5 protein-coding genes and 1 riboswitch are annotated in these 6266 nt (G+C 50.8%); of the genes, 2 read left to right on the top strand and 3 right to left on the bottom strand.

Translation table 11 applies throughout. From position 1 onward, the window contains the following. Window positions 1-239 precede the first annotated feature (239 nt). Window positions 240-1556 (bottom strand): precorrin-8X methylmutase, encoded by a 1317-nt coding sequence (locus tag H6F80_RS30215; protein WP_277879018.1) that lies wholly within the window; start codon window positions 1554-1556, stop codon window positions 240-242. On the opposite strand from H6F80_RS30215, the gene H6F80_RS02895 reads away from it, so the two are divergent. Continuing rightward, window positions 1457-3388: a heavy metal translocating P-type ATPase gene (locus tag H6F80_RS02895; RefSeq protein WP_190790108.1), complete on the top strand. Its 1932-nt coding sequence runs from the start codon at window positions 1457-1459 to the stop codon at window positions 3386-3388. The two genes, H6F80_RS30215 and H6F80_RS02895, sit on opposite strands and share 100 nt — an antisense overlap. Window positions 3389-3392: 4 nt before the next feature. Here the strand turns inward: H6F80_RS02895 and H6F80_RS02890 are convergent, their stop codons facing one another. After that, a complete protein-coding gene (locus tag H6F80_RS02890) occupies window positions 3393-3791 on the bottom strand; it encodes a DUF1636 domain-containing protein (RefSeq protein WP_190790107.1) in 399 nt (132 codons plus the stop codon). Window positions 3792-4298: 507 nt separating this feature from the next. After that, a riboswitch (cobalamin riboswitch) is annotated at window positions 4299-4451 on the bottom strand. Window positions 4452-4733: 282 nt separating this feature from the next. Further along, the gene (locus H6F80_RS02885) at window positions 4734-5777 is read right to left on the bottom strand and encodes an aldo/keto reductase (RefSeq protein WP_199296332.1); all 1044 of its coding nucleotides are present in this window, start codon (window positions 5775-5777) and stop codon (window positions 4734-4736) included. Between the two features lie 151 nt (window positions 5778-5928). On the opposite strand from H6F80_RS02885, the gene H6F80_RS02880 reads away from it, so the two are divergent. Further along, a partial coding sequence (locus H6F80_RS02880; protein ID WP_190790106.1) for a GAF domain-containing protein occupies window positions 5929-6266 on the top strand: 338 nt, incomplete at its 3' end.

The raw sequence follows: 6266 nt of genomic DNA, 5'->3' as shown, positions 1-6266 counted from the left end.
TCGACTATTTTATATCTGAACAGGTATTCAGGTATTAGATTGCAAAAATCTTAACGAGCGCTCAAACTACTTGCCGGATCAGCATAATTTACGTCGTTTTCTATTATTCGGTAAGTATCCTGTGCGGAGCGAACAGGCAAGGCATCTATTTCGCCAGAGATCTTTCGCCAGAGAATTGAGAAAGCTGCACTTTGTTTAGCTTCGCGATCAGATGCATCCCCTCGTTCGCTGCGTGCTTGTTAGCGCCCAGTGAGATAACAATGACAGTCTGGCTTCGCAATGAGGGATTCTGCGAGTGAATTGAGTGCTATAGCGGCAAGCAGTCCTCCACCGGTGGAACCTTCGATCGTAATAAACGGAACTCCCGACTGCATTAATTGCTGTTTAGCAATGGGTGCATGGCTAAAGCCAATCGGCATCCCAATCACCAAAGCGGGTTGAATAGTTCCCTGGGCAATTGCTTCACACAGTGCTAGCAAAACTGAGGGCGCATAGCCCACCACGAAAATGCACCCGTTTGGACAACTGCTTAAGCGTTCTCTCCAAGTCTGCTGCCAAAACAACTGTTCTGCATCTGTTGCGCTGGTAATATGTGGGTCATCGATTAGCGTCGCTGTTTTGCAGCCTAAATGCCGCAGACGAGGCTGATCTAGGGCTGTCATTACCATCGGCACATCGGCAATAACGAGACAACCTGCCTTTAACGCCTCTCGGCTGGCAGCGATCGCTCCACAGTTACGCTCTGCGGTAGTTGCTCCTTTCCCCAATCGCACAAATGAAGCTAAGCTAACATCCCCACAAGCCAGCACCAGTCGGGCAATCAAATCCACTTCAATCTCGGAACGATCGCCTAGGTCAGGTAAGAGCCGTTGCAGAGATTCCCCAAACGCTTCGGGATGGGTATGAACCTCAGCATCTATTTGATTCCACAGTTCCTCAAAGCAATGCAGATGAGTTTGTGTCTGTGCCTCTAGCGGTTTCAAGTGCGCCAGCACTTCTGCCTGGGCCGCTTGACAGGAGCGATCGCGTCCGAGTAAATGCTCCAATGCAGATGCAGTTTGCCGGAGCCGGGTGATTTGCTCGATCACGGTCTGATATTGTCGCTGAAGCTGAGACAGCAATGTTTCCGGTGCATCGTGACTTGGGTCTGCTGCCAGCAATTTTAGGATATGGGCAAGCTGAAACCCCTGCTGTTTGAGGGCAACAATCTGCTTGAGTCGCTGCACATCTGAGTCAGTATAAAGGCGGTAGTTTCCAGGCGAGCGGGCAGGTTGAGGCAGCAGCCCGAGCTGATGATAGTGCCGCACCATGCGGGGTGTGATTCCGCCCCCAACTGCATCAGTCAGTTCTTTAATCGTCAATACCTGCGCCATCTTGTCTGAGTTAAAGTCTTTATTCTTGACATTAACATCAGTGTCAGGGTTTAGCCTGAGAGCAGGTGTTTCTGACTCTGCCCATGCTTTATCCGACTCGTCTTCCTCGGCTTGCCACAGATCATCCTGATGCGATCGCTGCCTTGCTGTGTGGTGTTCTGGTGTTTCTGGGCTGGACTGCATTGCATTTGAACTGGCTGGGACTGGCACTACTGCTGCTGCCAATTGCCTATGTGGTTGGAGGCTGGGAAAGTGCCCGTGAAGGCTTGACTACATTGTTTCAGGAAAGGGAGTTAGATGTTGACCTGCTGATGATCGTGGCAGCCCTGGGAGCCGCTTTTCTGGGACTATGGCGGCACGAATACCATCTAATTGTTGATGGAGCTATGCTGATCCTGATTTTTGCCACTAGCGGTGCACTGGAGAGTTATGCAATGCGGCATACAGAACGCAGTATCCGCAGCCTGATGAGCCTCACGCCAGACACTGCACGCGTGGTCGTCAATGGACAAGAGCGCATGATGCCGATTGCAGAACTAAGAGTAGGCGATCGCATCCGAGTCAAGCCAGGAGAACTAATTCCAACAGATGCAGTCATTTTGGAGGGAGAGACCGCTCTGAATGAAGCCGCTATCACGGGAGAATCGCTGCCGATCGAGAAAACCGCTGGGAATGAGGTATTTGCCGGAACCCTGAATGGCTACGGAGCATTGCTGCTCAACGTGCATCAACCGCCAGAAAGCAGCCTGCTGCAAAAAATCATCCGCGTGGTGGAACAGGCACAGACCGAGAAGCCGCCTTCCCAGCAGTTTATCGAACGGTTTGAGCGAGGCTATGCCCGTGTGGTTGTTCTGATGGGTGTGCTGCTGGCGATTTTACCGCCTTTCTTGTGGGGCTGGAGCTGGGAAACGACGATTTACCGGGCATTGATTTTTCTGGTGGTTGCCTCTCCCTGTGCCTTGGTAGCTGCAATCATGCCGACGCTGCTTTCAGGCATTGCAAACGGAGCCAGACAGGGAATTCTGTTTAAGAGCGGGGCTCAGTTGGAATTAATGGGAAGAGTGAGGGCGATTGCCTTTGACAAAACCGGAACGCTCACCACCGGACAGCCCCAAGTGTGCAAAGTGATTCCGGCATTGGGATACCAGGAAGCAGAGGTGCTGGAACTTGCCGCCGCGCTAGAAACTTATTCAGAACATCCGATCGGGCAGGCAATTTGTCAACGGGCAGCGCGGATAACTTCTACCGGAAGTTCATCCCAAAATCTATCGCTGACCTTCGTACAAGCACAGCCGGGACAGGGGATCACCGGGTTAAAAGGTAATATTTCGGTTCGCGTCGGCAAAGCGGCTTTTGTGCGATCCAAGATTCAGCAAATTCCCGCAGATCTGCTAGCAGCCAGTCACCAGCTCGAACAAGATGGAAAAACAGTCGTTTGGGTCGCTCAGGAAGCGGAGGTGCTGGGACTGATTGCGATCGCCGACGCGGTTCGGCCAGAGGCAGCCAGGGCAATTGCTCAGCTCAAACGAATGGGAATCGAAGCGATCGTGATGTTGACTGGAGATAATCAACAAACCGCAGATAGTGTGGCACAGATGGTTGGAATCGATCGGGTATATGCCGAACTGCTGCCAGAAGAGAAGCTTCAAATTATTCAGCAACTCCAGCAAAAGTATGAAACGGTGGTCATGGTGGGTGACGGAATTAATGATGCGCCTGCACTCGCTCAGGCAACAGTCGGAATTGCAATGGGAACCGCAGGCAGTGATGTCGCATTAGAAACCGCAGACATTGTTTTGATGACCGATCGCCTGGAAAAAATTGCAGCCGCGATTCGACTGGGAAAGCGTTCCCAATTCGTAGTAAAACAAAATATCATCTTTGCGCTGGCATTCATTTTGCTGCTCATTACCGCCAATTTTGTCGGCGATATTACACTGCCATTGGGCGTGATTGGACACGAAGGATCAACTGTTCTCGTGACCCTGAGTGGTCTACGGCTTCTTAGAAGTTAGGCTTCTAAGAGGTTAGATCGATCGCTTGCGGTAAAACGGGCAGCGGCGGCAAAACTGCATGAATACCTTGCTTCACAGCAGCCGGACGTTCTCGATAGGGAACCTTACCGCTTGCGCTATCTGAATACTGTTGGCTAAATTGCAGCAGTTCAGCAACAGATTCGAGCGCAGACAGTTCACTCAAAATAAAAGTGAGCTTATTGGGAGCAGCCAGTGCCACAACACAGGAACGGCTGCAAGCCCCCATACAGCGTACAGGTTGAAGGCAAATTGCCTCGTTCCAGTCACAATTTGCCAGTTCTTCTTTTAAGCGATCGAACAGGATTTGACCTGGACTTAATTGGTTTGTTTCTAATTGAGAAGAACGGCAGAGAACACAGACAAATAAAGTGTTTTGCATCATGATTAAGAATAATTTTCAGGTCAATTTTTCAAGTTAGTCGTCGTTCGATGTTCTAGATCTGCATTGTTTCCAGAGCTGTATTTTTCCGGCTTGTTACCCAACGGTTTGTTCCCAAAACATCTCCTTACAGCGAGCACTTATTGCAAGAGCAGGACGATCGCAGCCTGTTGCCGCATTGGTTGCCGTATTGTATAAACACTCATGCAGAATTCTTGAGCATCAGGATAGGACTGAAGGAAATAAAACTGATCGTTTGTATCGAAACTCTACAGTCAACAGAATCAGGCTCAGCATCGGTTCATAGCGAATCAACATCGTGACACTTTGATAAGTATCTGGTAAGCATCTGTTGAGCCGCTGCTCAAAGTATCCTCAGAATGTCTGCTGTTAGCTTGTGGGCGATCGCTTTAAGCAATGGGACATTCTCGGCCCAAAGCTTGAGAATTTTTGAAGCACAAACTCTTGCAACATAAACGCTTGAAACACAATCTGTACCTCGCAGATAGGGTCATGAAGTCAATCGGCGGGCATCCTGACTCAGAGACACTTCATTGCATCACCGTCTCATCACAGTTGCGGGACAGCGTTGGATTTGCACCAAACTTTCCCCCTTACGTTTGATGGCTGCTCCCCATCAAAACCGATATCAACTTAAACCTTAGCACGGTTGGGGTAGAGAGGCAGTTCAAGGCACAATTTCAATCGATAAAATCTGAATTTTCTGATGGATTTGCACAAGTTTCTTATCATCAGAAAAATTCTGAGCACTCATTTTTCAAAATCCAGAACTTGCCTTCAACCCTCCCTGGAGGATTCGCGTCATTCTCCAGGAGGGATACTTCTCTACTGCTGATTTGCTGCAATCCTTAGGCATCCAACAAGCCTGGCTCGATCGCTATCCGCACGAACTCAGCAATTGAGCTAGATGATTAATCTATCGACTTAAGGATTTTCCCGCAGAAAGCCATCAATTTGACGGAGTTCTTCCTCGGTCAGGCGAAATTGAGCCGCGCTAATAATGCCCTCAACCTGCTTTCCGCTCCGTCCTCCCACGATCGCAGCAGTGACAGCGGGGTGGCGAAGCGTCCAGGCGATGGCAACTTCTCCGGGCGATCGGCCATGAGACTGTCCAACTTGCCGCAGAAGTTCAACCAGTTTTAGGTTACGAGACAGGCGTGGTTCCTGAAATTCAGAGCTACTCTTGCGCCAGTCGTCGTCTGCCAGATTAGCGATGCGCTCTAGGGTCATGGCTCCGGTCAGCAAGCCAGACTGCATCGGCGAGTAAACGATTACGCCAATATTATTTTGCTGGCAGAACGGTAAAATTTCCTGCTCCACACCAGGTTTTACCAGCGAGTAGGGCGGCTGAAGCGAGGTAATGGGGGCGATCGCCTGAGCGCGGCGCATCTGTTCCACACTAAAGTTTGAAACGCCAATGTAGCGGACTTTTCCCTCTTCTTTAAACTTTGCCAGTGTACTCCAGCCTTCCTCGATGTCTGAGTCTGGATTGGGCCAGTGAATCTGATAGAGATCGATCGTTTCTACCTGGAGGCGGCGCAGGCTAGCTTCCAATTCGCGGCGAAGGGAATCAGCTTTTAAGCTGCGGCTAATTTCACGCGCTTCGTTCCAGATCATCGAACATTTGGTGAACACATAGGGACGCTCCGACCGGGCACCGATGCCCGCAGCCCTGCGGGATCGCTCTTTCAGCACCTTCCCCACAATTTCCTCAGAATGTCCCAGGCCGTAAATCGCGGCAGTATCAATCCAGTTCATGCCCAGATCGAGTGCCCGATGAATTGCAGCGATCGAGTCCTGGTCTTCCTGATGACCCCAGCCAAATTGCCAATCTCCACCACCGATCGCCCAAGCTCCATAGCCAATCGGGGTAATATGAAGGTCAGAGTCACCGAGCGGTCGGGTGGGCATGGTGGTATGTGGTTGAGTTTGCATCGTTGCTCCCTGGCGATCTAGTGCAGCTTTCATCGTAGGCATGGGTGAGCGGCTGAATCACCTCTCTAAAGACGGGCGAATTGTTTTCGGCCAGAAGCAGGCATTCTGTGATCGCGGATACAGAGGTAGACGGGAAACTGCGCCTCAATGGGAGATGATGGGTTCACTACTTGCTTTTCACACTATGGCAAGCCTATCAGGCGGTCTGCTGGACTCCACACGAGTTCTGTTGGACTTGCAGCAAGCCAACGAAATTGCTCAGTCCTTTTCTGGATGCCTGGAGCCAGAGCCGATCGCCTGTTGTGTGGCTCAGGGATTAGTCGATCGGTTTCGCTGTGCCTTTGCACGAATCTGGTTGCTGGAACCCGATCAAACCATGCTGCGACTGGTGGCATCAGCAGGAATGTACACGCGCACCGATGGCTTTTTTGGGCGAGTTCCAATGGGAGCCTACAAAGTTGGCAAGATCGCGCAAAACCGAGTGTCCTTCCTGAGCAACAATTTACCTGCGGAGCCGTGGGT

It is taken from the genome of Leptolyngbya sp. FACHB-711 (genome assembly GCF_014695615.1).
In the GTDB taxonomy this organism is placed as follows: Bacteria; Cyanobacteriota; Cyanobacteriia; order Elainellales; family Elainellaceae; genus Leptolyngbya_A.
This window is presented reverse-complemented; position numbering and strand designations above follow the sequence as displayed.